The organism is Pseudomonas sp. CBZ-4 (genome assembly GCF_000346755.1).
GTDB lineage: Bacteria > Pseudomonadota > Gammaproteobacteria > Pseudomonadales > Pseudomonadaceae > Aquipseudomonas.
The window spans coordinates 82,008-106,645 of the sequence record NZ_ANNV01000106.1 but is presented as its reverse complement, the minus strand read 5'-3'; the positions used below and the strand labels follow the sequence as shown (position 1 = coordinate 106,645).

Here is a 24,638-nt window from a genome sequence, read left to right as displayed (position 1 = left end):
GAAACCCCATTTGCGAAAGCAGATGGGGTTTTGTTTTGGGCGCGAGAAAAGTGCTTGCTGCTTCGTTCGCGGCGGCTTTACGTGTTGCTTCGAGTGATCGCAGTATCAGCTGCGTGCGAGTGCAGGCCTTATGGTCACGGCCGGTCTGTGACTTCTCGTGTGGCTGTGTCGTTTCCCGCGTTACCGTTTCTTATCAAAACACCCGAGTGCTTCTGAGTGCTGGACGCGCTTCAGCGGTCGCTGGAGGCTTGTGAGCTTGCGATGAATGGTAGCGAGCGCCTTGCGCCAGTTGGGCGCGTAGAGCGACCCTGGAGGAGGGAGGGGCGCGCGTGGTGTAGCCCATGAATGATGGATTTAGCCGCTGGTGTACTTTTCTACAGGCGAAAAAAAAGACCTTGAATTTCAAGGTCTTTTTTTAAGATGGTGCCCCGAGGGAGACTCGAACTCCCACTCCTTTCGAAAACGGATTTTGAATCCGCCGCGTCTACCAATTCCGCCATCAGGGCTCAATGGCGGCGAAGTATAGAGATGAGATTACCGTTGGTCAATCACCTTTCATGGTCAATTTTCACTATTTCCGCTAGACTTCCCGGCCCTGCTAGACGAACTCCATCATGCGCGTTGCTGACTTTACTTTTGAGCTTCCTGATTCGCTGATCGCTCGCCACCCTTTGGCCGAGCGTCGCGCCAGTCGACTGCTGACCCTGGACGGGCCCAGCGGTGCCCTCGCACACCGTCAATTCACTGATTTGCTTGAGCATTTGCGCCCAGGCGATCTGATGGTGTTCAACAATACCCGGGTGATTCCGGCGCGCCTGTTTGGCCAGAAAGCTTCCGGCGGCAAGCTGGAAGTTCTGGTGGAGCGCGTACTGGACAGCCACCGCGTGCTGGCCCATGTGCGCTCCAGCAAATCGCCAAAACCGGGATCGAAGATCCTCATCGACGGTGGCGGTGAGGCTGAGATGGTTGCGCGTCATGACGCGTTGTTCGAGCTCAAGTTCGCCGAAGAGGTGCTGCCGCTGCTGGAGCGTGTCGGCCATATGCCGCTGCCGCCCTACATCGACCGTCCCGACGAAGACTCGGACCGCGAACGCTATCAGACGGTTTACTCCCAGCGCCTCGGTGCAGTCGCTGCACCGACGGCCGGCCTGCATTTCGACCAGCCGCTGCTGGATGCAATCGCCGCCAAGGGCGTCGAGACCGCCTATGTAACCCTGCACGTGGGGGCCGGCACGTTTCAGCCGGTGCGTGTGGATAACATCGAAGACCACCACATGCACAGCGAGTGGCTGGAAGTCAGCCAGGAAGTGGTTGACGCTGTGGCTGCGTGCAAGGCGCGTGGCGGGCGTGTAGTGGCCGTCGGGACCACCAGCGTGCGCTCCCTGGAAAGCGCAGCGCGTGATGGTGTGCTCAAGCCTTTCAGTGGCGACACCGATATCTTTATCTTCCCAGGCCGACCGTTCCATGTGGTCGATTGCCTGGTGACCAATTTCCATTTGCCCGAATCCACGCTATTGATGCTGGTCTCGGCATTTGCCGGCTACCCGGAAACCATGGCGGCTTACCAAGCGGCCATCGATAACGCGTACCGTTTTTTCAGCTACGGTGATGCGATGTTCATCACCCGTAACCCGGCGCCACGCGGCCCAGAGGAACAACTATGAGTCGTATGTCGTTTGAATTGCTCGCCACCGACGGCAAGGCCCGTCGCGGTCGCCTGACCTTCCCGCGCGGCACTGTGGAGACCCCTGCGTTCATGCCGGTTGGCACCTACGGCACCGTCAAGGGCATGCTGCCACGGGATATCGTCGCCACCGGCGCCGAAATCATCCTCGGCAACACCTTCCACCTGTGGCTGCGCCCGGGCACGGAAGTGATCAAGAAGCATGGCGACCTGCATGACTTCATGAAATGGCAAGGCCCGATCCTCACCGACTCCGGCGGTTTCCAGGTGTTCAGCCTGGGCGCCATGCGCAAGATCAAGGAAGAGGGCGTGACCTTCGCCTCGCCGGTGGATGGCTCCAAAGTGTTCATGGGCCCGGAAGAGTCGATGCAGGTGCAGCGTGACCTGGGTTCCGACATCGTGATGATTTTCGACGAGTGCACGCCGTACCCGGCCGATGAAGACGTGGCGCGGATCTCCATGGAGCTGTCCCTGCGTTGGGCCCAGCGCTCGAAGAACGCCCACGGCGACAACACCGCTGCGCTGTTCGGCATCGTCCAGGGCGGCATGCACGAAAGCCTGCGCAAACGCTCGCTGGAAGGCCTCGACAAAATCGGTTTTGACGGCCTGGCCATCGGCGGTCTGTCGGTGGGTGAGCCCAAGCACGAGATGATCAAGGTGCTGGATTATCTGCCGGGCCTGATGCCGTCTGACAAACCTCGTTACCTTATGGGCGTTGGCAAACCGGAGGATCTCGTAGAGGGTGTGCGCCGCGGTGTGGACATGTTCGATTGCGTGATGCCAACCCGTAATGCCCGCAATGGGCATCTGTTCATCGATACAGGCGTGCTGAAGATCCGTAACGCGTTCCATCGCCATGATGATTCGCCGCTGGATCCCACCTGTGATTGCTACACCTGCCAGAACTTCTCCCGTGCTTATCTGCACCATCTGGACAAGTGTGGGGAAATGCTGGGTAGCATGTTGAATACCATCCACAATTTGCGTCACTACCAAGTCCTGATGGCTGGTTTGCGCGAGGCTATTCAACAGGGTACATTGGCCGCCTTCGTCGATGCCTTCTATGCCAAGCGCGGGCTCCCTGTGCCGCCCTTGGACTGAGTTTTCCGACCCTAAGATTCACTATTTGCAACTGGAGTGCTAAATGAGCTTTTTTATCTCTAACGCCATGGCTGACGCCGCTGCGCCTGCTGCTGCCGGCCCTATGGGCGGTGGTTTCGAGTGGATTTTCCTGGTCGGCTTCCTGGTCATCTTCTACCTGATGATCTGGCGTCCACAGGCCAAGCGCGCCAAAGAGCAGAAAAACCTGCTGGGCAGCCTGCAGAAAGGTGACGAAGTCGTGACCACTGGCGGCATCGCCGGCAAGATCACCAAGGTTTCCGACGCTTTCGTGGTACTGGAAGTCTCCGACACCGTAGAAATGAAGTTCCAGAAGGGCGCCATCGCCGCCACGCTGCCAAAAGGCACGCTGAAAGCGATCTGAGTAACAACCTTTACCAATCGACGGGGCGCGCAAGGCGCCCCGCGTCATAAGCGGGCGGCGTGATGCTGAACAAATACCCTCTGTGGAAATACGTACTGATCCTGGCGGTGCTGGCGATCGGTTTTATTTATTCCGCTCCCAATCTCTATCCTGATGACCCGGCGATCCAGATCACTGGCGCCAGCACTTCGCTGCAGGTCAATCAGGCTGATCTGGAACGCGCGAGCAAAGCGCTCACCGACGCGGGTATCCAGGTCAAGGCAGCAACGTTGGCGGCTGATGCGAAGGGCGGCTTGTTGCGCCTGACCAAGCAAGAAGACCAATTGCCGGCCAAGGATGTCGTGCGCAAGGCCATGGGTGACGACTACGTTGTCGCGCTCAACCTGGCACAGACCACCCCAAAATGGCTGCGCAGCATTGGCGCGCACCCGATGAAGCTGGGTCTGGACTTGTCCGGTGGTGTGCACTTCCTGCTGGAAGTCGACATGGACAAAGCCCTCGACGCACGCCTGAAAGTCTACGAAGGCGACGTGAAGAGCCTGCTGCGCAAAGAGAAATTGCGTTATCGCAGCCTGCCGCAGCTCAACGGTGCCATTCAGCTGGGCTTCTCTGATGAAGCTTCCCGTGAACAGGCTCGTGCGCTGATCCGCAAGAACTTCACCGATTTCGACATCGTACCGGCCGACCTCAACGGTCAACCTGTACTGCGTCTGGCGATGACCCCGGCCAAGCTGGCGGAAATCCGCGAATACTCGATCAAGCAGAACTTGACCACGGTACGTAACCGCGTCAACGAGCTGGGTGTGGCCGAGCCGATCGTTCAGCGCCAGGGTGCCAACCGCATCGTGGTCGAACTGCCGGGTGTGCAGGACACTGCTGAAGCCAAGCGTATCCTGGGCAAGACCGCCAACCTCGAGTTCCGTCTGGCTGCTGAGCCGGGTGCTTCCAAAGCCACTTCGGAAGAGTTCGAGTTCCGCGAAGGCAACCGCCCACCTGCATTGATCGAGCGCAGCTTGATCATCACCGGTGACCAGGTGACCGATGCCAAGGCCGGTTTCGGCGAGCACGGTACCCCTGAAGTGAACATCCGCCTGGATGGCCATGGTGGCGAACTGATGAGCCGCGCCACGCGCAGCAACGTCGGTCGCAGCATGGCGGTGATCTTCATCGAGCAACGCCCGGTGACCACCTACGCCAAGCAGATCGTCAACGGCGTCGAGAAAGACGTGCCGGTGCAGTCCTTCAAGGAAGAGAAGAAGATCATCAGCCTGGCGACCATCCAGTCGCCGCTGGGTGCTCAATTCCGCATCACTGGCCTGAACGGCCAGGGCGAGTCGTCCGAGTTGGCACTGCTGCTGCGTGCCGGTGGCCTGGCGGCTCCGATGTACTTCGCTGAAGAACGCACCATCGGCCCGAGCCTGGGTGCCGACAACATCACCAAAGGTATCGACGCCGCCTTGTGGGGCATGCTGTTCGTGTCCCTGTTCATCATCGCCATCTACCGCTTCTTCGGTATCATCGCCACCGTGGCCCTCGCGGGCAACATGGTGATGCTGCTGGCCCTGATGTCGCTGCTGGGCGCTACGCTGACCTTGCCAGGTATCGCCGGTATCGTACTCACCATGGGTATGGCCGTAGACGCCAACGTACTGATCTTCTCGCGGATCCGCGAAGAGATCGCCAACGGCATGACCGTACAGCGTGCAATCAACGAAGGCTTCGGCCGGGCATTTACCGCGATTCTCGACTCCAACCTGACCACCTTGCTGGTCGGCGGGATTCTCTTCGCCATGGGTACCGGCCCGGTCAAGGGTTTTGCGGTAACCATGTCCCTCGGTATCTTTACCTCGATGTTCACGGCCATCATGGTGACCCGCGCAATGGTCAACCTGATTTATGGCGGGCGTGACTTCAAGAAGTTGTGGATTTAAGGGGCTGCCATGTTACGTACAATCAACTTCATGGGCGTTCGCAACGTTGCGTTCGGCGTCACTGTGCTCCTTACCGTTCTGGCGTTGTTCAGCTGGTTCCATAAGGGCCTGAACTACGGTCTGGACTTCACCGGCGGTACGCTCATCGAGCTGACCTACGAGAAGCCTGCCGACGTCACCCTGGTGCGCAACGAGCTGGTCAAGGCCGGCTATCACGAAGCCATCGTGCAGAGCTTCGGTGCAACCACCGACCTGCTGGTGCGTATGCCGGGCGAAGACCCGCAACTGGGTCACCAGGTGGCCGAGGCCTTGCAGAAGGTCGGCGGCGACAACCCGGCGTCGGTCAAGCGCGTCGAGTTCGTCGGCCCGCAAGTGGGTGAAGAACTGCGCGACCAGGGCGGCCTCGGCATGCTGATGGCGCTGGTCGGCATCATGATCTACCTGGCGTTCCGCTTTCAGTGGAAGTTCGGCGTCGGCGCGATTGTCTCGCTGATCCACGACGTGATCGTCACCGTGGGGATCCTGGCGTACTTCCAGATCACCTTCGACCTGACCGTACTGGCGGCCGTGCTGGCGATCATTGGTTACTCCCTCAACGACACCATCGTGGTATTCGACCGGGTTCGTGAGAACTTCCGTGTACTGCGCAAGGCGTCGTTGATCGAGAGCATCAACATCTCCACCACCCAGACCCTGCTGCGGACCATGGCAACGTCGATCTCCACCTTGCTGGCGATTGCTGCGCTGATGATCTTCGGTGGCGACAACCTGTGGGGCTTCTCCCTGGCGCTGTTCATCGGCGTTCTGGCGGGTACCTACTCGTCGATCTACATCGCCAACGTGGTACTGATCTGGCTGAACCTCAACAGCGAAGACCTGATCCCTCCTGCTGCTACCGGCAAGGAGGTCGACGACCGCCCTTGATGGGCAGTTGTTGATCCGCTGTTACAAGAAAGGCACGAGTATTGAACTCGTGCCTTTTTTTTTGCTCCAAGGCTGGGTATAGCGCGGACGTTTCCGTCCGTTTGTGATGGTCAGGAGGTTCATGTGAACAAGTCGTTGCTGGTGGGTGCGGTATTGGGTGCTGTCGGTGTGACTGCCGGGGGTGCTTTTGCCACCTATAGCCTGGTAAAAAGCGGCCCTGAGTATGCGCAAGTGCTGGCAGTACAGCCGGTGAAAACCCAGATCAAGACGCCACGGGAAGTCTGCAAGGACGTCGCCGTGACCCGGCAGAAGCCGGTGCAGGATCAACATCAAATCGTCGGCACCGTGGTCGGTGCGCTGGCCGGTGGCCTGCTCGGCAACCAGGTCGGTGGCGGTAATGGCAAGAAGCTGGCTACGGTAGCCGGTGCGGTGGGTGGCGGTTACGCCGGTAACAAGGTTCAGGAAGGCATGCAGAACCGTGATACCTACACCACCACGCAAACCCGTTGTAACACTGTGAACGACATCAGCGACAAAGTGGTCGGTTATGACGTGCGTTACAACCTGGATGGCAAGGAAGGCTCCGTGCGTATGGAGCGCGACCCTGGTAGCCAGATTCCGGTGGACAAAGAGGGTCGTCTGATTCTCGGTCAGAATCAGCAGTAATCCTTAAGCCTGATGCCGTTCAAAATGTGGGAGCGGGCTTGCCCGCGAAAGCGCAGTGTCAGTCGCCGGATGTATTGACTGGCCCACCGCATTCGCGGGCAAGCCCGCTCCCACAGTTGATGTGTGTCGTTGCCGAATCCCAGGCATAAAAAAAGCACCCCGAAGGGTGCTTTTTTTGTGCTCGCTCGCTTAGCGCTTCAGCGAAGCCGGCAGGTGCGGCTGGATCGCCGTCAGTACTGCCTTGAAGCATTTGGTGTTACCAGCAACTACGTGGCCTTTCTCAAGGAAGTCATGACCACCGGTGAAATCGCTCACCAAGCCGCCTGCTTCCTGGATCAGCAGGGCGCCTGCAGCCATGTCCCACTCGGACAGGCCCGATTCCCAGAACGCATCAAACCGACCGGCGGCCACATAAGCCAGGTCCAGGCTTGCTGCGCCAGCGCGACGGATGCCAGCGGTCTGGCCAACCAGGGCGCGGAACATGCCCAGGTAGTTTTCCAGGTTGTCCATCTGGTCGTCACGGAACGGGAAGCCGGTACCCAGCAGGGCGCCGTCCAGGCTGGTGCGGCCGCTGACACGCAGGCGACGACCATTCAGCTGGGCGCCACGGCCACGGCTGGCGGTAAATTCTTCCTGGCGAACCGGGTCGAGTACGACAGCGTGTTCCAGGCGGCCACGGTATTTGCACGCGATGCTCACGGCAAAGTGCGGGATGCCGCGCAGGAAGTTGGTGGTGCCATCCAGTGGGTCGATGATCCACAGGTAGTCTTCGCCTTCGCCGCTGCCTTTGTGCAGGCCGGTTTCCTCGCCGAGGATGCCGTGGGTCGGGTAGGCCTTGCGCAGCGCGTCGATGATTTTCTGTTCGGCGGCGCGGTCCACCTCGGATACATAATCCTTGGCGTCTTTTTCGTCGACCTTGATGGTATCCAGGCGCTCGATGGAGCGGAAGATCAATTCACTGGCGCTGCGGGCGGCGCGCAGCGCGATATTCAGCATGGGCTGCATGGATGTGTCACCTAAGGTTGTTAAAGAAAGCCGAGCATTCTAGCAGAAACTTTCTTCAGGTGAAGGACGACGTTAGCTTTCATGGCATAACCTTAGGCGGTTCTGTAAGATTTGCTCCCCTTTCCCGTGTCCGAGAGCGCCTCCCTTGCTGCAAAACATTCGTGTCGTCTTGGTCAATACCAGTCATCCCGGCAATATCGGTGGGGTGGCGCGAGCCATGAAAAACATGGGGCTGACGCGCCTGGTGCTGGTCGAACCGCGTGTGTTCCCGCATCACGAGGCCGATGCCCGCGCGTCCGGCGCTAATGACATCCTGGAAAAAGCCCAGGTTGTCGCCACCCTGGAAGATGCGTTGGTCGGTTGCAACCTGGTGCTGGGCACCAGTGCGCGCGACCGTCGTATCCCTTGGCCGCTGCTGGACCCGCGTGAGTGCGGCACCAAAGTGGTGGAGGAAGCCGCCGGCGGCGCTGAAATCGCCTTGGTATTCGGCCGTGAAGACTCCGGCCTCACCAACGACGAGCTGCAGCGATGTCATTACCACGTGCACATTCCATCAGACCCTGAATTCAGCTCGCTGAACCTCGGGGCAGCGGTGCAGGTGTTGACGTACGAAGTGCGCATGGCCTGGCTGGCCGCCGAAGGTCAGCCAAGCAAAGTGGAAAAGGACGAGGTGGCTTCGACCAAAAGTGGCGAGTTGGCCACCATGGATGAGCTGGAGCGGTTCTATGAGCACCTGGAACAAACCCTGGTGGCCATCGAATTCCTCGATCCGGAAAAACCACGGCACTTGATGGCGCGCCTGCGTCGTTTGTACGGGCGTAGCTCGGTCAGTCGAGCGGAAATGAATATATTGCGTGGCATCCTCACGGAAACCCAGAAAGCGGCCCGTGGCGAGCTTCTAAAGCGGAAGGATTAAAAATGTTCGAGCGTCTGCGAGAAGATATCCAGAGTGTTTTCCATCGTGACCCGGCGGCGCGCAACGCCTTTGAAGTGCTGACCTGCTATCCGGGCATGCACGCCATCTGGATTCATCGCTTGTCCGGCGCCCTGTGGGGCATGGGCTGGAAATGGCTGGCGCGGCTGGTGTCGAACTTTGGTCGCTGGATGACCGGGATCGAGATCCACCCAGGTGCCAAAGTGGGTCGCCGCTTCTTTATCGACCATGGCATGGGCATCGTGATCGGCGAGACCGCCGAAATTGGCGACGATGTGACGCTCTATCAGGGCGTAACCCTTGGCGGCACCAGCTGGAACAAAGGCAAGCGCCACCCGACACTGGGTGATGGCGTGGTGGTAGGGGCGGGCGCCAAGGTGCTCGGTCCATTCACGGTCGGTGCGGGCGCCAAGGTGGGTTCCAATGCCGTGGTGACCAAGGCCGTGCCACCTGGCGCAACGGTTGTCGGCATTCCTGGGCGGATTATCGTCAAGCCGGAAGTCGGCGACGAGCAGGAAGCCAAGCGCAAGGCCATGGCCGAGAAGATCGGTTTCGATGCCTATGGCGTCAGCGAAGACATGCCCGACCCTGTGGCGCGCGCCATTGGCCAGTTGCTCGATCATCTGCAAGCGGTCGACGGCAAGTTGGATGGCATGTGCGGCGCCCTGAAGGATCTGGGCAGTCCCTATTGCGCCAAGGATTTGCCTGAGTTGCGCGAAGAAGACTTCGCCGAAATCAAGGACGAAGCTGCCACCAAGGCTGGCTAGTTCCAAAAGCCAATACATAACCCTGTGGGAGCTGGCTTGCCTGCGATAGCGGTGGGTCAGTAACCCAAGAGGTGGCTGGCATACCGCTATCGCAGGCAAGCCAGCTCCCACATTTGATCTCCATTGGTCTTACGGTTCCCGCCCGGGCCTGATGCTGCTGGTCCTCCCCACCCCATCCTGCTATGATTCGCGCGCCCTTTTTACGGGTAATCCTGACTAAAGTACTAGGTCTTATAGTTGACTTAAATACTCGGGAATCGCATACTCGCTCCCATTCTGAAACACCTTGGTACTTGTCCATGAGACTGACTACAAAAGGCCGATACGCGGTGACTGCCATGCTCGACTTGGCTTTGCACGCGCAAACTGGGCCGGTGTCCCTGGCCGATATCTCCGAGCGTCAAGGCATTTCCCTGTCCTACCTTGAGCAACTGTTCGCCAAGCTGCGCCGCAGCAATCTGGTTTCCAGCGTGCGTGGGCCAGGGGGTGGCTATCAGCTTTCCCGCGATATGCAGGGCATCCAGGTCGCCCAGGTGATCGACGCGGTCAACGAATCCGTCGATGCCACCAAGTGCCAGGGCCTGGGTGATTGCCACGCCGGCGACACCTGCCTGACTCACCACCTGTGGTGTGACTTGAGCCTGCAGATCCATGAGTTTTTGAGTGGTATCAGCTTGGCTGATCTTGTGACTCGCCGTGAGGTGCAAGAAGTAGCCCAGCGTCAGGACCAGCGCCGTTGCAACACCAAGGCGCCGCGTCTGGACAAGATTGAAGCGTCCGCCGTCGAGTGACAGCCGAAGAGCTAACGGCACGCCAGCCAGCCTGATTTAGGAGAAAGTCCATGAAATTGCCGATTTACCTTGATTACTCTGCGACCACCCCGGTTGATCCGCGTGTCGCGCAAAAGATGAGCGAGTGCCTGCTGGTTGACGGAAACTTCGGCAACCCGGCCTCCCGTTCCCACGTGTTCGGCTGGAAAGCCGAGGAAGCGGTCGAGAACGCTCGTCGCCAGGTCGCTGACCTGGTCAACGCCGATCCGCGCGAAATCGTCTGGACCTCCGGTGCTACGGAATCCGACAACCTGGCAATCAAGGGCGCGGCGCATTTCTATGCGACCAAAGGCAAACACCTGATCACCACCAAGATTGAGCACAAGGCTGTCCTCGACACCATGCGCCAACTGGAGCGTGAAGGTTTCGAGGTCACCTACCTCGAGCCGACCACCGACGGTATCGTCACCCCGGCCATGATCGAAGCCGCGCTGCGTGAAGACACCATCCTGGTTTCCGTGATCCACGTGAACAACGAAATCGGCACCATCAACGACATCGCGGCCATCGGCGAGCTGACCCGTTCCAAGGGCATCCTGCTGCACGTCGACGCTGCTCAGTCCACCGGCAAGGTCGATATCGACCTGTCGAAGCTGAAAGTCGACCTGATGTCGTTCTCTGCCCACAAGACCTACGGCCCTAAAGGCATCGGCGCGCTGTACGTGAGCCGCAAGCCTCGCGTGCGCATCGAAGCCACCATGCACGGCGGCGGTCACGAGCGCGGCATGCGTTCGGGCACCCTGGCGACCCACCAGATCGTGGGCATGGGCGAAGCCTTCCGCGTAGCCAAGGAAGACATGGCTGCCGAAAACATTCGTATCAAGGCCCTCAGCGACCGCTTCTACAAGCAGGTCGAGAACCTTGAAGAGCTGTACATCAACGGCAGCATGACCGCCCGTGTACCGCACAACCTGAATTTGAGCTTCAACTACGTCGAAGGCGAGTCGCTGATCATGGCGCTCAAGGACCTGGCGGTTTCGTCCGGTTCGGCCTGCACCTCGGCGTCCCTTGAGCCGTCCTACGTGCTGCGCGCCCTGGGCCGCAACGACGAACTGGCACACAGCTCGATCCGCTTTACGTTCGGCCGTTTCACCACCGAAGAGCAAGTTGACTACGCCGCGCAGAAAGTCTGCGAAGCCGTGAACAAGCTGCGCGTCCTGTCGCCACTGTGGGACATGTACAAAGACGGTGTCGATATTTCCAAGATCGAGTGGGCGGCACACTAAATATAGAAGCCGCCACCCCAGCTCTGTAGGCACGTGGCGGAAAACGCAGGCGTGTCTACAGGGTCCCAGAGCGGCCCTGATGAGTGAGGATTCAGTACCATGGCTTACAGCGAAAAGGTCATCGACCACTACGAAAACCCGCGTAACGTCGGCAAGATGGACGCGGAAGACCCAGATGTCGGCACTGGCATGGTCGGCGCTCCGGCGTGCGGCGATGTGATGCGCCTGCAGATCAAGGTCAACGAAGCGGGCGTTATCGAAGACGCCAAGTTCAAGACCTACGGCTGCGGTTCGGCCATCGCCTCCAGCTCCCTGGCGACCGAATGGATGAAAGGCAAGACCCTGGATGAGGCTGTCACCATCAGCAACACCCAGCTGGCCGAAGAACTGGCCCTGCCGCCAGTGAAAATCCACTGCTCCGTACTCGCTGAAGACGCCATCAAGGCGGCCGTTCGCGACTACAAGCAGAAGAAAGGCTTGATCTAAGCATTTGGCGACGAGTAAGGAGTCAACGATGGCTATCAGCATGACAGAAGCGGCTGCGCAGCACATTCGCCGCTCCCTGAACGGGCGCGGTAAAGGTGAGGGGATTCGTCTGGGTGTACGCACCACGGGCTGTTCCGGCCTTGCCTATGTGCTGGAGTTCGTCGACGAGGTGGTTGCGGAAGACCAGGTGTTCGAAAGTCACGGCGAGAAAGTGATCATCGACCCTAAAAGCCTGACCTACCTGGACGGCACCGAGCTCGATTTCGTCAAGGAAGGGTTGAACGAAGGCTTCAAGTTCAACAACCCCAACGTGCGCGGTGAATGTGGCTGCGGCGAAAGCTTCAACATCTGAGGCTATTCGTGGGTACTCCTTGTCATTTCGCTTTATTCGAGCTGCAGCCGAGCTTTCGGCTGGACCTTGAGCAGCTTGCCACGCGCTACCGAGAGTTGGCGCGTGGGGTGCATCCAGACCGCTTTGCCGACGCCTCCGAGCGTGAGCAACGCGTTGCTCTGGAGAAGTCGGCCAGCCTCAACGAGGCTTATCAGACCCTGAAGAATCCCCCCAAGCGCGCGCGTTATCTGCTCGCGATGAATGGTGGAGAGTTGCCCCTGGAAGTCACGGTTCACGATCCCGACTTCCTGATGCAACAGATGCAGTGGCGCGAAGAACTCGAAGACTTGCAGGACGAAGCCGATCTGGCCGGTGTCGCAGTCTTCAAGCGTCGTCTGAAAACGGCCCAGGATGTGCTCAACGAAAGCTTCGCAGCCTGTTGGGATGATGCAGCGCAACGTGAGCAGGCCGAACGCCTGATGCGGCGCATGCAGTTCCTCGACAAGCTCACCTACGAAGTGCGCCAGCTAGAAGAGCGCCTCGACGATTAACCCCGTGTGCTGCCCGTGATGCACGCCTGATAGACAGATAAGACCTGATTACCATGGCCCTACTGCAAATCGCCGAACCCGGCCAAAGCCCACAACCGCACCAGCGTCGCCTGGCGGTCGGGATTGACCTGGGCACCACCAATTCCCTGGTTGCTGCCTTGCGCAGCGGCCTGTCCGAGCCGCTGCCCGACGCCGATGGCCAGGTGATCCTGCCGTCCGCCGTGCGTTATCACGCGGATCGCACCGAAGTCGGCGAGTCGGCCAAATTGGCCGCGTCTACCGATCCCTTGAATACCGTGCTGTCGGTCAAGCGCTTGATGGGTCGTGGGTTGTCCGACGTCAAGCAATTGGGTGAGCAGCTGCCGTACCGCTTTGTCGGCGGCGAATCCCACATGCCGTTCATTGACACCGTGCAGGGCCCGAAAAGCCCGGTGGAAGTGTCGGCCGATATCCTCAAGGTGCTGCGCCAGCGTGCGGAATCCACCTTGGGCGGCGAACTGGTGGGGGCGGTGATCACCGTTCCGGCGTATTTCGATGACGCCCAGCGCCAAGCCACCAAGGATGCGGCAAAACTCGCCGGCCTGAACGTGCTGCGCCTGCTCAACGAGCCGACGGCTGCTGCGGTGGCTTACGGCCTCGACCAGCATGCTGAAGGCCTGGTCGCGATCTACGATTTGGGCGGCGGTACCTTTGATATTTCGATCCTGCGCCTGACCGGCGGTGTGTTTGAAGTGCTGGCCACCGGCGGCGACAGCGCCCTGGGTGGCGACGATTTCGACCACGCCATTGCCGGCTGGATCATCAGCAGCGCCGGTCTGTCCGCCGACCTGGACCCGGGCGCGCAGCGCAACCTGCTGCAAACCGCCTGCGCCGCCAAAGAAGCGCTGACTGATGCTGCTTCCGTTGAAGTTTCCTACGGCAACTGGTCGGCCCAGCTGACCCGCGAAGCCTTCGATGCGTTGATCGAGCCGATGGTCGCCCGCAGCCTGAAAGCCTGCCGCCGCGCCGTGCGTGACTCCGGTATCGAGCTGGAAGATGTCGGCGCCGTGGTCATGGTTGGCGGTTCCACCCGCGTGCCGCGTGTTCGTGACGCTGTCGCCGAGGCCTTTGGCCGCCAGCCGTTGACTGAAATCGACCCGGATCAAGTGGTCGCCATCGGCGCCGCGATCCAGGCCGACACCCTGGCCGGCAACAAACGCGACGGTGGCGAACTGCTGTTGCTCGACGTGATTCCGTTGTCCCTGGGCCTGGAAACCATGGGCGGCCTGATGGAGAAGGTGATTCCACGCAACACCACCATCCCCGTCGCCCGCGCCCAGGACTTCACCACTTACAAAGATGGCCAGACGGCCATGATGATTCATGTGCTGCAGGGCGAGCGCGAGCTGATCAGCGACTGCCGCTCCCTGGCGCGCTTCGAATTGCGCGGCATCCCGGCGATGGTGGCCGGTGCGGCAAAGATTCGCGTGACCTTCCAGGTCGACGCCGATGGCCTGCTCAGCGTTGCGGCGCGTGAGCTGGGCTCGGGCGTTGAAGCCAGCATCCAGGTCAAGCCGTCCTACGGCCTCACCGACGGCGAAATCGCCAAGATGCTCAAGGATTCGTTCCAGTACGCCGGTGACGACAAGGTCGCCCGCGTATTGCGCGAGCAGCAAGTGGATGCCCAGCGCCTGCTCGAAGCCGTGCAGGGTGCCCTGGACGTCGATGGCGAGCGCCTGCTGGACGCGGAAGAACGCATGGTCATCGACCTGCAGATGCAGGAACTGGCCGAATTGATGAAAGGCACCGATGGTTATGCCATCGAGCAACAGACCAAGCGTCTGTCGCAAGTGACCGATGCCTTCGCTGCCCGCCGCATGGACCAGACGGTGAAAGCCGCCCTGGCGGGACGCAACCTGAATGAAATCGAGGAATAATTAATGCCGCAGGTCATTTTTCTGCCACACGCCGAGCATTGCCCGGACGGTATGGTCGTGGAGGCTGAGACCGGCAAGTCCATCCTCGAAGTCGCCCATGACAACCACATCGAGATCGAAAGTGCCTGCGGCGGCGTCTGCGCCTGCACCACCTGTCACTGCATCATCCGTGAGGGCTTCAACACCCTGGAAGAGGCTGACGAACTGGAAGAGGACTTTCTTGATCGCGCATGGGGCTTGGAAGCGCATTCGCGCCTGAGCTGTCAGGCCAAGGTCGGGACCGAAGACATCACTGTCGAAATTCCGAAATATTCGCTCAACCATGCGGCCGAAGCGCCGCACTGATTGGTAGAACTGTCATGAATTATGGTTGGAATGATGTACAGCGCATTGCTGAAGAGCTCGCTGAAGCCAAGCCGGATGTGAGCCCGCTGACGGTCAACTTCGTTGATCTGCAGCGCTGGATCATGGAGCTGCCTGATTTCGACAATACTTCTGGCCGTTGTGGCGAGAAGGTCTTGGAAGCGGTCCAGCAGCTCTGGATCGAAGAAATCGACTGATCGTCCCCGCAGGTTAGGCAATACCCAATAACCCGCGTATAATTCGCGGGTTTAATTTTTCGTAAATTACCGTTTCTGGAGTTACACCATGGCTGTTCAACGTACTTTCTCCATCATCAAGCCTGACGCTGTTGCAAAAAACGTCATCGGCGAGATCACCACTCGTTTCGAAAAAGCCGGCCTGAAGGTTGTAGCTTCGAAACTCAAGCAACTGTCCAAAGCCGAAGCTGAAGGCTTCTACGCTGAGCACAGCGCTCGTGGCTTCTTCGGCGACCTGGTTGCCTTCATGATCTCCGGTCCTGTTGTTGTTCAGGTTCTGGAAGGCGAAAACGCTATCGCTCTGAACCGTGAGCTGATGGGCGCTACCAACCCTAAAGAAGCAGCTGCCGGCACCATCCGTGCTGACTTCGCTGAATCCATCGACGCCAACGCTGTACACGGTTCGGACTCCGAAGCCGCCGCTGCTCGCGAAATCTCGTACTTTTTCGCTGCTACTGAAGTAACCGCTCGCTAAGCATTGGCTTAAAGAGTGAGGGTGAATCCATGACTACATCGACTGTTAAAACCAACCTGCTGGGTCTGACCCAGCCGGAAATGGAGAAATTCTTCGACTCAATCGGGGAGAAGCGTTTCCGTGCCGGTCAGGTAATGAAATGGATTCACCACTTTGGCGTCGACGATTTCGATGCCATGACGAACGTCAGCAAGGCCTTGCGCGACAAGCTCAAGGCCATTGCTGAGGTCCGTGGCCCCGAAGTGGTCAGCGAGGACATCTCCAGCGACGGCACCCGTAAATGGGTGGTGCGCGTGGCGTCCGGCAGCTGCGTCGAGACCGTGTACATTCCCCAGGGCAAACGCGGCACCTTGTGCGTTTCGTCCCAGGCAGGCTGTGCCCTGGATTGCAGTTTCTGCTCCACTGGCAAGCAAGGCTTCAATAGCAACCTCACCGCCGCCGAAGTCATCGGCCAGGTGTGGATTGCCAACAAATCCTTTGGCAGCGTCCCGGCAACCGTCGACCGTGCCATCACCAACGTGGTGATGATGGGCATGGGTGAGCCGCTGCTGAACTTCGACAACGTCATCGCGGCCATGCACCTGATGATGGACGACCTGGGCTACGGCATCTCCAAGCGCCGCGTGACCCTGTCGACCTCCGGCGTGGTACCGATGATCGATGAGCTGGCCAAGCACATCGACGTCTCCCTGGCGTTGTCGCTGCACGCACCCAATGACGCATTGCGTAACCAATTGGTGCCGATCAACAAGAAGTATCCGCTTAAGATGCTGCTCGAATCCTGCCAGCGTTACATGGCGACCTTGGGCGAGAAACGCGTGTTGACCATTGAGTACACCATGCTCAAGGACATCAACGACAAGGTCGAGCACGCTGTCGAGATGATCGAGTTGCTCAAGAACACCCCGTGCAAGATCAACCTGATCCCGTTCAACCCGTTTCCCCATTCTGGCTACGAGCGGCCGAGCAACAACGCCATCCGCCGTTTCCAGGATCAACTGCACCAGGCCGGCTACAACGTCACCGTGCGCACCACCCGTGGTGAAGACATCGACGCCGCCTGTGGCCAATTGGTCGGGCAGGTGATGGACCGCACCCGCCGCAGTGAGCGTTACATCGCCGGGCGTGAAGCGAATGCCGCCGACGATTTGCCGCTGATTGCTGTGAATCGAATCTGAGAGAGGATCTCTATGCCCTTGCGCCTTGCGCTGCTCTTGCTTGTTACCGGCCTCGCGGCCGGTTGTGTTTCATCGGGCCATGACAGCCCTTTGCAAACCGGTAAAGGCCGTGATGAGGCGCGAGTTGCCTATGTGCAACTGGGCTTGGGGTACCTGCAACAAGGCATGAGCGAGCAGGCCAAGGTGCCGCTGAAGAAGGCCCTTGAGCTGGACAGCGACGATGCCGACGCCAATGCGGCGCTTGCCCTGGTGTTCCAGGCCCAGGCCGAGCCTGACCTGGCCCACCACTATTTCCGCAAGGCGCTGGCCTCCCGACCTGCCGACCCGCGGCTGCTGAACAACTACGGCAGCTTCCTGTTCGAGCAGAAACGTTTTGACCAGGCCGCCCTTTATTTCCAGCAAGCCAGCGCCGATACCCTTTATCCTGAGCGTTCCCGTGTCTTCGAGAACCTCGGGGTGACCTCGATGCGCCTCGGCCAGCGCGACAGCGCTCGCCAGCAGTTGGCAAAAGCCCTGCATTTGAATGGTCGTCAGCCGCGGGCACTGCTCGAAATGGCTGAGTTATCCTTTGATGACAGGCATTATGTGCCGGCTCGTGACTATTACGAGCGTTTTAGCCTGCTCAGCGGGCAAAATGCACGTAGTCTATTGCTCGGCGTGCGCCTGGCGACGGTTCATGAAGAACACGACACGGCCGCACGTTTTGGCCAGCAACTCGAACGACTCTATCCCGGTACGCCGGAATATCAGCAATACCTGTCGGAGCAATGATGAAAGCGGCGCACCCGGAAGTTGTAGCAGCTAATCGCGTAAACCCAGGCGACACCTTGCGTCAGGCCCGCGAAAGCAATGGTTGGTCGCTGGCAGAAGTGGCCCTCAAGCTCAATTTGACCACTACGTCCCTGGGCAACCTGGAAGCCGGCGCGTTCGACAAGTTGCCTGGGCATACCTTCGCCCGTGGCTACATCCGCGCCTATGCCAAGTTGCTGGGCATCGACCAGGCGGTACTGGTCCAGGAGTTCGACCAGTTCACCGGCACCGACTCCCAGGGCAGCAATGTCCACGGCCTGGGCCGTATTGAAGAGCCTGTCCGGGTTTCCCACACGATTTTGCGCATTGTCAGCCTGTTGCTGCTGATCGCCGTGATTGGCGGCGGTTTTGTCTGGTGGCAAGACCAGACCTCCCAGCGCACCAAGGACCTGACCAGCAACGCCATGGAGCACGTCGAAGTCGAAAGCGCCGACGGCACCACGCAGATTCATCCGTTGGACGAGCCGGAAGACCAGGCGGTCGCCGAAGGCCAGGCTGCACCTGAAGCGCCGGTCACTGCCGAGCAACCGGCACCGGAAGTGGCACCTGCCGCAACCGCTGCCGTGCCAGCGCCAGTCACGCCGGCCGCAGCCGCTCACACCCCGGCTGCCCCCGTTGCCCAGGCCCACACGCCAGCCGCACCGGTACAAGCGCCTGCTCCAGCTACCCCGGCCGCTCCAGCCATTTCCCCGCCGACCACCCCAGCGCTGATCGCCGGCGATGGTCGCGTGCAGATTACCTTCGTCGCTGACTGCTGGACGCAAGTCACCGATGGCAATGGCAAAGTGCTGTTTAGCGGTCTGAAGCGTAAGGGAGATACGCTCGACCAAGGCGGCAAGCCTCCTTTGACGCTGCGTCTGGGCTTTGCCCGTGGCGCGCAAGTGGCCTACAACGGCCAGCCTGTGGACGTGGCGCCGTTCACCACTGGCGAGACCGCTCGCCTGAAGTTGGGACAATAGTCATGCACGGCGAATCTCCAATCAAACGTCGCGTATCGCGCAAAATCTGGGTCGGCTCCGTGCCGGTGGGTGGCGATGCTCCCATCGCCGTGCAGAGCATGACCAACAGCGACACCAATGACGTGGCCGCCACCGTTGCCCAGATCAACCGTCTGGAAGCGGCCGGCGTCGACATCGTGCGCGTCTCCGTGCCGGACATGGACGCCGCCGAAGCCTTCGGCCGCATCAAGCAGCTGGTCAAGGTGCCGTTGGTTGCCGACATCCACTTCGACTACAAGATCGCCTTGCGTGTAGCCGAGTTGGGCGTGGACTGCCTGCGGATCAACCCGGGCAACATCGGTCGCGAAGACCGTGTGCGCGCCGTGGTCGACGCTGCCCGTGATCGTGGCATTCCAATCCGCATCGGCGTCAACGCCGGTTCCCTGGAAAAAGACCTGCAAAAGAAATACGGCGAGCCTACCCCGGCGGCGCTGGTTGAATCCGCGCTGCGCCACGTTGAACACCTCGAACGCCTGAATTTCCAGGACTTCAAGGTCAGCGTAAAGGCCTCCGACGTGTTCATGGCGGTGGAGGCCTACCGCCTGCTGGCCAAGGAAATCGTGCAACCGCTGCACCTGGGTATCACCGAAGCCGGCGGTTTACGCTCAGGCACAGTGAAATCTGCGGTGGGTCTCGGTATGCTGCTCGCCGAAGGGATTGGCGATACTATCCGCATCTCGCTGGCAGCTGACCCGGTAGAGGAAGTGAAAGTCGGTTACGACATTCTCAAATCCCTGCGTTTGCGTTCCCGTGGTATCAATTTCATTGCCTGCCCGAGCTGCTCGCGGCAGAACTTCGACGTGGTGAAAACCATGAACGACCTGGAATTGCGCCTCGAAGACCTGCTGGTGCCACTGGATGTTGCGGTGATCGGTTGTGTGGTCAACGGGCCGGGTGAAGCCAAGGAAGCCCATGTGGGCTTGACCGGCGGTACACCGAACCTGATCTACATCGACGGCAAGCCGGCGCAGAAGTTAACGAATGACAATCTGGTGGATGAGCTCGAAAGACTGATCCGCCAGAAAGCGGCCGAAAAGGTCGCGGCTGACGCAGCGCTGATCGCGCGCGGCTGATTGAACGAATTTAAGGATTTGATGTGAGCAAGTCTCTGCAAGCCATTCGCGGCATGAACGACATCCTGCCGGAGCAGACGCCGCTGTGGCGCTACTTCGAAAGCACCGTCGCGCGCCTGCTGGATAACTACGGTTACAAGCAGATCCGCATGCCGATCGTCGAGTTCACCGAGCTGTTCAAACGCTCCATCGGTGAAGTGACCGACATCGTCGAAAAAGAAATGTACACCTTTGAAGATCGCAACGGCGACTCCCTGACCCTGCGTCCGGAAGGTACTGCCGCATGCGTGCGCGCCGTGCTTGAGCATGGTCTCACCGGTGCCGGCCAGCCGCAGAAGTTGTGGTACATCGGCCCGATGTTCCGCCACGAGCGTCCACAGAAAGGCCGTTATCGCCAGTTCCACCAGATCGGCCTGGAAGTGTTCAACATCGACGGTCCGGACATCGACGCCGAACTGATCGTGCTGACCTGGCGCCTGTGGGGCCTGCTGGGCATACGCGACGCCGTCAAGCTTGAACTCAACAGCCTGGGCACCAGCGAATCCCGCGGCCGCTACAAAGTGGCCCTGGTCGAGTACCTGTCGGCCCACCTGGACAAGTTGGACGAAGACAGCCAGCGCCGTCTGAAAACCAACCCGCTGCGTGTCCTCGATACCAAGAACGCCGATACCCAAGCCGTGCTGGTCGACGCGCCAAAAATGGCCGACTACCTGGACGACGAGTCGCGCATTCACTTCGAGGGTCTCAAGGCTCGCCTGGATGCGGCCGGTATTCCGTTCGTGATCAACACCAAGCTGGTGCGTGGCCTCGATTACTACAGCAAGACCGTGTTCGAGTGGGTCACCGACAAACTCGGCGCCCAGGGCACCGTGTGTGCCGGTGGTCGCTACGACGGCCTGGTCGAGCAGATGGGCGGCAAGCCGACCACTGGCGTTGGCTTTGCCATGGGCATCGAGCGGCTGATCCTGCTGCTGGAAACCCTGGAAAAAGTCCCGGAAGAAATCTCCCGTCAGGTGGATGTGTACCTCTGTGCCTTTGGCGAGGCCGCCGAGCTGGCTGCCCTGGCCTTGAGCGAAAAGGTCCGCGACCAACTGCCGAACCTGCGCCTGCAAGTCAATGCCGGCGCCGGCAGCTTCAAGAGCCAGTTCAAGAAGGCCGACAAGAGCGGTGCGCTGTATGCACTGATCCTCGGCGATGACGAACTGGCCCAGCAAGTGATAGGTTTCAAACCCCTGCGTGGCCAGGGCGAGCAACAGAACATTGCCTTTGATGCGCTCGCTGCGCACTTGGCCACCTGCGTCGTGCAGGGTTGAAGCTGTCGAACAGCCGAATTTAGCGATTAAGGAGTATTGGGGTGTCGAGTTCTGATGATGATCAACTGGCCGAGTTCAAGGACTGGTGGCAGCGTAACGGCAAGCCCCTGGTTACTGGCGGTCTGCTGGCTTTAGTGGTGGTGTTCGGCTGGCAAGCCTGGCACAAGTATCAGGCCAACCAATCCCAGGGCGCCTCGATCCTCTATCAGCAATTGCTGGAAACCACCCTGACGCCGGACGGCAAGCCCGACCCTGCGCAGGTTGCAGACCTGGCCGGCAAGCTGAAAAACGAATTTGGCGGTAGCACCTACGCCCAATACGGCAGCCTCTTCGTCGCGAAAGTCGCGGTCGATACCGGCAAGCTGGATGACGCCGCCTCCGAGCTGAAGGCCATCGCCGACAAGCCGAAGAACCCGACCCTGGGTGAAATCGCACGTCAGCGCCTGGCTCAGGTACTGGCGGCACAGAACAAGGCCGACGAAGCACTCAAACTGCTCGAAGGCGATGCTGACAAGGCATTTGTAGCCACTCGCGAAGAGCTCAAGGGCGACCTGTTGGTCCAATTGGGTCGTACCGACGAAGCTAATGCTGCGTACCAAAAAGCCAAGGCGGCGCTGTCTGATGAAGCGGCGGTCGGTGGCTTACAAATCAAGCTGGACGACTTGGCCAAAGGGGATGCGTGACGTGATCCGTTGGAAACATGCAGCATTGCTGGCTCTGGCCGTTCTGGCCGCGGGTTGCAGCAGCAACAGTAAAAAAGAACTGCCGCCTGCGGAGCTGACCAGCTTCAAGGAAGAAGTGGTCCTGCAGAAGCAGTGGAGCCGCTCCATCGGTGACGGCCAGGGTGACACCTACAACATGTTGGTACCGGCAATCGACGGTGACAACATTGTGGCCGCTGACGTGACCGGCGTTGTGATCTCGATGGATCGCATGAACGGTGACGTGAAGTGGAAGAAAGACCTTGAGTTGCCTGTATCCGGCGCCGTCGGCGTGGGTTACGGCATGGTCATGCTCGGCACGCTGAAAGGCGAAGTCGTGGCCCTGGATTCCAGCACCGGTGAAGAGAAATGGCGCGCTCGCGTGACCAGTGAAGTCCTCGCACCGCCTGCCACCAACGGCGATATCGTCGTGGTGCAAACCCAGGACGACCGTGTGATCGGCCTCGACGCCAGCACCGGCGAGCAGCGCTGGTTGTACGACAGCACCCCTGCGGTGCTGACCCTGCGCGGTACCAGTGGTCCGGTTGTGACCAACAATCTGGCCGTTGCAGGCTTGTCCACCGGTAAAGTAGTCGCCCTTGATACCCAGAACGGCGTGCCGGCCTGGGAAACCCGTGTGGCTATCCCGCAAGGTCGTTCCGAACTGGATCGCGTAGTGGACATTGACGGTGGCTTGCTGCTGTCGGGTGAAACCCTCTACGTCGCCACTTACCAGGGCCGTGTCGCGGCGCTGGACCTGCAGAGCGGTCGTGTGAACTGGCAGCGTGATGCTTCCAGCTACGCCGGTGTCGCCCAAGGGTTTGGCAGCGTCTACGTAAGCCTGGCGTCCGGCACCGTTGAAAGTGTCGACGAGCGTTCCACCACTGCACTGTGGAGCAACGACTCCCTGGCCCGCCGTCAACTGTCGGCACCGGAAGTCTTCTCCAGCTACGTCGCGGTTGGCGACTTCGAAGGCTACCTGCACCTGCTGAGCCAGGTGGACGGTCGCTTTGTCGGTCGCGAGCGTATCGACAGCGACGGCCTGCGTGCTCGTCCGCTGGTCGTGGGTAACATGCTTTATGTGTTTGGCAACAGCGGCAAGCTGGAAGCCCTGACCATCAAGTAAGAACTATGCTTGGGGTAACACCCAGGCGGCCCCGCTTCGGCGGGGCATGCGGCATCTGACGATGCTGCCCCGAGCACCAGCCGCTGCCTTGCAGCGGCTTTTGTATTTTCTGAAATAACGAAGTGGAGAGCCGCATGGTTCCCGTAATCGCCCTGGTGGGCCGACCTAACGTCGGCAAGTCCACCTTGTTCAACCGCCTGACCAGGACTCGTGACGCCATCGTTGGCGACTTGTCCGGTCTGACCCGTGATCGCCAATACGGTGAGGCAAAGTGGCAAGGGCGCTCCTACATTATTGTCGACACCGGTGGTATCTCCGGTGACGAACATGGCATGGACGAAAAAATGGCCGAGCAGTCGCTGCTCGCCATTGAAGAAGCCGATGTCGTGTTGTTCCTGGTGGACGCCCGTGCGGGCTACACCGCTGCTGACCAAATGATTGGCGAGCACCTGCGCAAGCGCAACAAGCGTTCCTACCTGGTCGCGAACAAGATCGACAACATCGATCCTGAAGCGGCCCGTGCCGAATTCAGCCCGATGGGCCTGGGCGATGCGATTCCGGTCGCCGGTGCCCACGGTCGTGGTATCACCCAGATGCTGGAAATCGCCCTGCGCGATTTCCCCAAGGATGATGTCGAGGAAGAAGAGGGTGAAGAAGAGATCGTCGCCGAAGGCGAGGAAGCCAAGCGCATTCCTGGTCCGAGCGAAAAAGACGGTATCAAGATCGCCATCATCGGCCGCCCTAACGTGGGCAAGTCGACCCTGGTCAACCGCATGCTCGGTGAAGACCGGGTAATCGTTTATGACCAACCCGGCACCACCCGCGACAGCATCTACATCCCGTTCGAACGCAACGAGGAAAAGTACACGCTGATCGACACCGCCGGTGTGCGCAAGCGCGGCAAGATCCACGAGGAAGTTGAAAAGTTCTCGGTGGTGAAAACCCTGCAAGCGATCAAAGACGCCAACGTGGTGATCTTTGTGATGGACGCCCGCGAAGGCGTGGTGGACCACGACCTGAACCTGCTGGGCTTTGCCCTGGAAGCCGGTCGCGCCCTGGTGATCGCGATCAACAAGTGGGACGGCATGACGCCGAGCGAGCGCGATTTCGTGAAGATCGAGCTGCAACGTCGCCTGTTCTTCGTCGAGTTCGCCGATATCCACTTTATCTCGGCACTGCACGGTACTGGCGTGGGCAACCTCTACGCATCCGTACAGAACTCGTTCAAGTCCGCGGTCACCCGCTGGCCGACCAACCGCCTCACCCAGATCCTGGAAGACGCGGTAGGCGAGCACGCGCCGCCGATGGTCAACAACCGCCGGATCAAACTGCGTTACGCCCACTTGGGTGGTGCCAACCCGCCGATTATCGTGATCCACGGTAACCAGATCGAGAAGGTGCCGAAGTCCTACGTGCGTTACCTGGAAAACACCTACCGTCGTGTCTTGAAACTGGTCGGTACGCCGATCCGTATCGAGTTCAAGGGTGGTGATAACCCGTACGAAGGCAACAAGAACACCTTGACCGACCGTCAGGTGAACAAGAAGCGTCGTTTGATGACTCACCACAAGAAGGCCGACAAGAAGCGCCGGGATAAGAAGTAACGGCAGCTTCAGGTTGTAAGCTACAAG

The 24,638-nt window shown here is 59.8% G+C and carries 26 protein-coding genes and 1 tRNA gene; 25 read left to right on the top strand and 2 right to left on the bottom strand.

From position 1 onward, the window contains the following. Positions 1–421: 421 nt before the first annotated feature. Positions 422–506, bottom strand: a tRNA-Leu gene (locus tag B348_RS0114700). A gap of 108 nt (positions 507–614) precedes the next feature. Here B348_RS0114700 and queA point away from each other — a divergent pair. The 6 genes from queA (at position 615) to B348_RS0114670 (ending at position 6,688) form a co-directional block, all read left to right on the top strand. Beyond that, complete coding sequence (gene queA, locus B348_RS0114695) at positions 615–1,664, top strand: tRNA preQ1(34) S-adenosylmethionine ribosyltransferase-isomerase QueA (protein WP_017736834.1); 1,050 nt, start codon at positions 615–617, stop codon at positions 1,662–1,664. Positions 1,665–1,669: 5 nt separating this feature from the next. Then, entirely contained in the window at positions 1,670–2,785 is a 1,116-nt protein-coding gene (gene tgt, locus B348_RS0114690) for a tRNA guanosine(34) transglycosylase Tgt (RefSeq protein WP_032858353.1), read from the top strand. A gap of 43 nt (positions 2,786–2,828) precedes the next feature. Beyond that, complete coding sequence (yajC, locus tag B348_RS0114685; RefSeq protein ID WP_003175975.1) at positions 2,829–3,167, top strand: preprotein translocase subunit YajC; 339 nt, start codon at positions 2,829–2,831, stop codon at positions 3,165–3,167. A 62-nt stretch (positions 3,168–3,229) separates the two neighbouring features. Next, positions 3,230–5,098, top strand: a complete 1,869-nt coding sequence (gene secD / locus B348_RS0114680; RefSeq protein ID WP_017736832.1) for a protein translocase subunit SecD — start codon at positions 3,230–3,232, stop codon at positions 5,096–5,098. Between the two features lie 9 nt (positions 5,099–5,107). After that, the gene (gene secF / locus B348_RS0114675) at positions 5,108–6,022 is read left to right on the top strand and encodes a protein translocase subunit SecF (RefSeq protein WP_026136797.1); all 915 of its coding nucleotides are present in this window, start codon (positions 5,108–5,110) and stop codon (positions 6,020–6,022) included. Between the two features lie 123 nt (positions 6,023–6,145). Next, the gene (locus B348_RS0114670) at positions 6,146–6,688 is read left to right on the top strand and encodes a glycine zipper 2TM domain-containing protein (RefSeq protein ID WP_017736830.1); all 543 of its coding nucleotides are present in this window, start codon (positions 6,146–6,148) and stop codon (positions 6,686–6,688) included. 189 nt (positions 6,689–6,877) lie between these two features. On the opposite strand, the gene suhB is transcribed toward B348_RS0114670, so the two are convergent. Then, positions 6,878–7,693, bottom strand: a complete 816-nt coding sequence (suhB, locus tag B348_RS0114665; RefSeq protein ID WP_003175971.1) for an inositol-phosphate phosphatase — start codon at positions 7,691–7,693, stop codon at positions 6,878–6,880. Between the two features lie 145 nt (positions 7,694–7,838). Here suhB and trmJ point away from each other — a divergent pair, with 145 nt between their 5' ends. From trmJ to der, 19 genes are all read left to right on the top strand, one after another. Next, positions 7,839–8,609: a tRNA (cytosine(32)/uridine(32)-2'-O)-methyltransferase TrmJ gene (gene trmJ, locus B348_RS0114660; protein WP_026136796.1), complete on the top strand. Its 771-nt coding sequence runs from the start codon at positions 7,839–7,841 to the stop codon at positions 8,607–8,609. Positions 8,610–8,611: 2 nt separating this feature from the next. After that, on the top strand, positions 8,612–9,394 hold the full coding sequence (gene cysE / locus B348_RS0114655; RefSeq protein WP_017736828.1) for a serine O-acetyltransferase: 783 nt from the start codon (positions 8,612–8,614) through the stop codon (positions 9,392–9,394). A gap of 299 nt (positions 9,395–9,693) precedes the next feature. Continuing rightward, positions 9,694–10,185: a Fe-S cluster assembly transcriptional regulator IscR gene (gene iscR, locus B348_RS0114650; protein ID WP_003194020.1), complete on the top strand. Its 492-nt coding sequence runs from the start codon at positions 9,694–9,696 to the stop codon at positions 10,183–10,185. Between the two features lie 50 nt (positions 10,186–10,235). After that, a complete protein-coding gene (locus B348_RS0114645) occupies positions 10,236–11,450 on the top strand; it encodes an IscS subfamily cysteine desulfurase (RefSeq protein WP_017736827.1) in 1,215 nt (404 codons plus the stop codon). Between the two features lie 99 nt (positions 11,451–11,549). After that, positions 11,550–11,936 carry a Fe-S cluster assembly scaffold IscU gene (iscU, locus tag B348_RS0114640; RefSeq protein ID WP_010565229.1) on the top strand — a complete coding sequence of 129 codons (387 nt, stop codon included), beginning with the start codon at positions 11,550–11,552 and terminating at the stop codon, positions 11,934–11,936. A gap of 28 nt (positions 11,937–11,964) precedes the next feature. Further along, positions 11,965–12,288 (top strand): iron-sulfur cluster assembly protein IscA, encoded by a 324-nt coding sequence (iscA, locus tag B348_RS0114635; protein WP_003175963.1) that lies wholly within the window; start codon positions 11,965–11,967, stop codon positions 12,286–12,288. An 8-nt stretch (positions 12,289–12,296) separates the two neighbouring features. After that, the gene (gene hscB / locus B348_RS0114630; protein WP_026136795.1) at positions 12,297–12,818 is read left to right on the top strand and encodes a co-chaperone HscB; all 522 of its coding nucleotides are present in this window, start codon (positions 12,297–12,299) and stop codon (positions 12,816–12,818) included. A gap of 53 nt (positions 12,819–12,871) precedes the next feature. After that, positions 12,872–14,734, top strand: a complete 1,863-nt coding sequence (gene hscA, locus B348_RS0114625; protein ID WP_017736824.1) for a Fe-S protein assembly chaperone HscA — start codon at positions 12,872–12,874, stop codon at positions 14,732–14,734. Between the two features lie 3 nt (positions 14,735–14,737). Continuing rightward, positions 14,738–15,079, top strand: coding sequence for an ISC system 2Fe-2S type ferredoxin (fdx, locus tag B348_RS0114620; RefSeq protein ID WP_017736823.1), 342 nt, complete (start codon positions 14,738–14,740; stop codon positions 15,077–15,079). A 14-nt stretch (positions 15,080–15,093) separates the two neighbouring features. After that, positions 15,094–15,294: a Fe-S cluster assembly protein IscX gene (gene iscX / locus B348_RS0114615; protein ID WP_017736822.1), complete on the top strand. Its 201-nt coding sequence runs from the start codon at positions 15,094–15,096 to the stop codon at positions 15,292–15,294. A gap of 88 nt (positions 15,295–15,382) precedes the next feature. Further along, positions 15,383–15,808, top strand: coding sequence for a nucleoside-diphosphate kinase (gene ndk, locus B348_RS0114610; protein ID WP_003175956.1), 426 nt, complete (start codon positions 15,383–15,385; stop codon positions 15,806–15,808). Positions 15,809–15,837: 29 nt separating this feature from the next. Next, positions 15,838–16,986: a 23S rRNA (adenine(2503)-C(2))-methyltransferase RlmN gene (gene rlmN / locus B348_RS0114605; RefSeq protein WP_017736821.1), complete on the top strand. Its 1,149-nt coding sequence runs from the start codon at positions 15,838–15,840 to the stop codon at positions 16,984–16,986. A 12-nt stretch (positions 16,987–16,998) separates the two neighbouring features. Then, entirely contained in the window at positions 16,999–17,757 is a 759-nt protein-coding gene (pilW, locus tag B348_RS0114600) for a type IV pilus biogenesis/stability protein PilW (RefSeq protein WP_017736820.1), read from the top strand. Further along, on the top strand, positions 17,757–18,755 hold the full coding sequence (locus B348_RS0114595) for a RodZ family helix-turn-helix domain-containing protein (RefSeq protein ID WP_017736819.1): 999 nt from the start codon (positions 17,757–17,759) through the stop codon (positions 18,753–18,755). The genes pilW and B348_RS0114595 overlap by 1 nt, the downstream gene beginning before the upstream one ends. A 2-nt stretch (positions 18,756–18,757) precedes the next feature. Further along, on the top strand, positions 18,758–19,867 hold the full coding sequence (gene ispG, locus B348_RS0114590; RefSeq protein WP_017736818.1) for a flavodoxin-dependent (E)-4-hydroxy-3-methylbut-2-enyl-diphosphate synthase: 1,110 nt from the start codon (positions 18,758–18,760) through the stop codon (positions 19,865–19,867). Between the two features lie 23 nt (positions 19,868–19,890). Continuing rightward, entirely contained in the window at positions 19,891–21,180 is a 1,290-nt protein-coding gene (gene hisS / locus B348_RS0114585; RefSeq protein ID WP_017736817.1) for a histidine--tRNA ligase, read from the top strand. 41 nt (positions 21,181–21,221) lie between these two features. Beyond that, positions 21,222–21,863, top strand: coding sequence for a tetratricopeptide repeat protein (locus B348_RS0114580; RefSeq protein WP_017736816.1), 642 nt, complete (start codon positions 21,222–21,224; stop codon positions 21,861–21,863). Then, positions 21,856–23,007 carry an outer membrane protein assembly factor BamB gene (gene bamB / locus B348_RS0114575; RefSeq protein WP_017736815.1) on the top strand — a complete coding sequence of 384 codons (1,152 nt, stop codon included), beginning with the start codon at positions 21,856–21,858 and terminating at the stop codon, positions 23,005–23,007. The genes B348_RS0114580 and bamB overlap by 8 nt, the downstream gene beginning before the upstream one ends. A gap of 134 nt (positions 23,008–23,141) precedes the next feature. After that, entirely contained in the window at positions 23,142–24,611 is a 1,470-nt protein-coding gene (gene der / locus B348_RS0114570) for a ribosome biogenesis GTPase Der (protein ID WP_003194008.1), read from the top strand. Positions 24,612–24,638: the final 27 nt, after the last annotated feature.

Bases quoted from the DNA above. Each gene is read 5' to 3' on its own strand.
- queA (WP_017736834.1), top strand. From the start codon at position 615: ATGCGCGTTGCTGACTTTACTTTTGAGCTTCCTGATTCGCTGATCGCT.
- tgt (WP_032858353.1), top strand. From the start codon at position 1,670: ATGTCGTTTGAATTGCTCGCCACCGACGGCAAGGCCCGTCGCGGTCGC.
- yajC (WP_003175975.1), top strand. From the start codon at position 2,829: ATGAGCTTTTTTATCTCTAACGCCATGGCTGACGCCGCTGCGCCTGCT.
- secD (WP_017736832.1), top strand. From the start codon at position 3,230: ATGCTGAACAAATACCCTCTGTGGAAATACGTACTGATCCTGGCGGTG.
- secF (WP_026136797.1), top strand. From the start codon at position 5,108: ATGTTACGTACAATCAACTTCATGGGCGTTCGCAACGTTGCGTTCGGC.
- suhB (WP_003175971.1), bottom strand. From the start codon at position 7,693: ATGCAGCCCATGCTGAATATCGCGCTGCGCGCCGCCCGCAGCGCCAGT.
- cysE (WP_017736828.1), top strand. From the start codon at position 8,612: ATGTTCGAGCGTCTGCGAGAAGATATCCAGAGTGTTTTCCATCGTGAC.
- iscR (WP_003194020.1), top strand. From the start codon at position 9,694: ATGAGACTGACTACAAAAGGCCGATACGCGGTGACTGCCATGCTCGAC.
- B348_RS0114645 (WP_017736827.1), top strand. From the start codon at position 10,236: ATGAAATTGCCGATTTACCTTGATTACTCTGCGACCACCCCGGTTGAT.
- iscU (WP_010565229.1), top strand. From the start codon at position 11,550: ATGGCTTACAGCGAAAAGGTCATCGACCACTACGAAAACCCGCGTAAC.
- iscA (WP_003175963.1), top strand. From the start codon at position 11,965: ATGGCTATCAGCATGACAGAAGCGGCTGCGCAGCACATTCGCCGCTCC.
- hscA (WP_017736824.1), top strand. From the start codon at position 12,872: ATGGCCCTACTGCAAATCGCCGAACCCGGCCAAAGCCCACAACCGCAC.
- fdx (WP_017736823.1), top strand. From the start codon at position 14,738: ATGCCGCAGGTCATTTTTCTGCCACACGCCGAGCATTGCCCGGACGGT.
- iscX (WP_017736822.1), top strand. From the start codon at position 15,094: ATGAATTATGGTTGGAATGATGTACAGCGCATTGCTGAAGAGCTCGCT.
- ndk (WP_003175956.1), top strand. From the start codon at position 15,383: ATGGCTGTTCAACGTACTTTCTCCATCATCAAGCCTGACGCTGTTGCA.
- rlmN (WP_017736821.1), top strand. From the start codon at position 15,838: ATGACTACATCGACTGTTAAAACCAACCTGCTGGGTCTGACCCAGCCG.
- pilW (WP_017736820.1), top strand. From the start codon at position 16,999: ATGCCCTTGCGCCTTGCGCTGCTCTTGCTTGTTACCGGCCTCGCGGCC.
- B348_RS0114595 (WP_017736819.1), top strand. From the start codon at position 17,757: ATGAAAGCGGCGCACCCGGAAGTTGTAGCAGCTAATCGCGTAAACCCA.
- ispG (WP_017736818.1), top strand. From the start codon at position 18,758: ATGCACGGCGAATCTCCAATCAAACGTCGCGTATCGCGCAAAATCTGG.
- bamB (WP_017736815.1), top strand. From the start codon at position 21,856: ATGCGTGACGTGATCCGTTGGAAACATGCAGCATTGCTGGCTCTGGCC.
- der (WP_003194008.1), top strand. From the start codon at position 23,142: ATGGTTCCCGTAATCGCCCTGGTGGGCCGACCTAACGTCGGCAAGTCC.